At 44.9% G+C, this 1,890-nt stretch carries 2 pseudogenes; one reads left to right on the forward strand and one right to left on the reverse strand.

Annotated elements, in window-relative coordinates:
- Positions 1 to 122 (reverse strand): annotated as a pseudogene (locus tag F6K38_RS40700) (uracil phosphoribosyltransferase); the annotation flags it as partial.
- Between the two features lie 718 nt (positions 123 to 840).
- Here F6K38_RS40700 and crtH point away from each other — a divergent pair.
- A pseudogene (gene crtH, locus F6K38_RS40705) lies at positions 841 to 1,863 on the forward strand (carotenoid isomerase); the annotation flags it as partial.
- Positions 1,864 to 1,890: the final 27 nt, after the last annotated feature.

The following is a 1,890-nucleotide window of genomic DNA, read 5'->3' on the forward strand; positions in this document are numbered from 1 at the left end:
CGTCCCAACTCGGTCATAGCGCTTTTGAACAATGGAGGTGGTGTCGAGGCATCACGGGCAACCCCTAGCCAGTGCTTAACTAGGGGATGGGGTGGAACATAGACACGTAGTTGGAGAGTCATAACAGGTAGTAACTATAATAATTAGTGAGAAACAAATAAAGTAGTGTCAGAGGAATTGGGTGGCAGGTTTTTTCGGAATAACCACAAGTCTTAATCTAGTTGATGATAGTCTCAAGTTTTACATTGATGAACACAGCATTAACCATAGTTTGCTTGATTTAAGCAAACCCTAAACAAGTTGTCAAAATAGAGACAGCACTCAAAGGCTTTGGGCATCCTTGTAACTATGCCAATAATACTGTCAAGTGGTCAATTACAAGTAAAAACACCATAGAGACTCAGATATACACCTGAGGGGGTGTGGGGTGGGGCGGGGGCGCGGGGTGTAATGATTGCCTTAGTTCCCAAAAAGTTTTCCCTACAGGTTCGCCTACACCCAGTAAGGCTAACAAGGCGGCTTGTTACCCTCCCCGGTGGGATGGTTAGCTAATACTGCCGACACTCCCGACACTCCCCTTTTCGGGAAAATGGCTCCCTATATGTTGACATATTTTTTCAACAAGCCTATAGTAGTAATAAGTGTTCTCCTCTCATTAAGGATAGGCGGGTGGGACCGGTACGCAGCAGCAGGCTGGTGCCCACTTTTTTTTTGCATTGGTAATGAACTCCTATCTCAACAAGAAACGCTAAACTCAGATCCATCAGTTAATCTATTTAAATTACTAATTCCATGACTGCTGGATCCCAACCTTGCCCATCAAGCAATCAATCCCAGAGGATTTCCAATCAATTGGTATTTGATACTATTGTCATTGGCTCTGGTATTGGGGGGCTAGTAACCGCAACTCAGTTGGCAGCGAAGGGAGCACGTGTGCTGGTCCTAGAAAGCTATATCATTCCTGGTGGTAGTTCGGGTTATTTCGAGCGAGAGGGGTATCGCTTTGATGTGGGAGCATCAATGATTTTTGGGTTTGGCACCAAGGGGACAACCAATCTACTTACCCGAGCCCTTGAGGCTGTCAATGTCAGTCTGGAAACAATTCCAGATCCAGTACAGATTCACTATCATCTCCCTGGTGGTCTAGAGCTAAAAGTCCACCGAGACTATGAGAATTTTTTGCAAGAACTTACGGCTCACTTCCCTGACCAAGGCCAAGGGATTCGCAAATTTTACGATGAATGCTGGAAGGTGTTTAATTGCCTGAATGCGATGGACTTACTGTCTTTGGAAGAAATTCGCTATTTGACCAGGGTATTTTTCCAGCATCCCTTGGCTTGTTTGGGTTTAGTGAAGTACCTGCCCCAAAATGTGGGAGACATTGCTCGCAAGTATATTAGCGACCTCCAGTTGCTGAAATTTATAGACATGGAATGTTATTGTTGGTCTGTGGTACCTGCTGACAAAACACCAATGATTAATGCTGGGATGGTGTTTTCTGACCGACATTACGGTGGGATTAATTATCCGGTAGGAGGTGTAGGAAAAATTGCCCAAAAACTAGTGGAGGGATTGGAGAAAGCTGGAGGTCAGATTCTTTATAAAGCTCGAGTGGGGAAAATTCTGGTGGAAAAGGGCAAGGCAGTGGGTGTCCAGCTAGTTAATGGTAAAGAGTATCGAGCAAAACGAATTGTTTCCAATGCTACCCGTTGGGATACATTTGAGAAATTGCTGCCAGCTGACCAGATGCCAGTAGCTGAGCGGAAATGGCAACAGCGTTATCAGAAATCACCGGGTTTCTTGAGTTTACATTTAGGGGTAAAGGCAGATGTTTTACCACCTGGTACAGAGTGTCACCATATTTTCCCAGTCTTCTAGGACAATATGGTG

Source organism: Moorena sp. SIO3B2, from assembly GCF_010692525.1.
Classification (GTDB): Bacteria; Cyanobacteriota; Cyanobacteriia; order Cyanobacteriales; family Coleofasciculaceae; genus Moorena; species Moorena producens.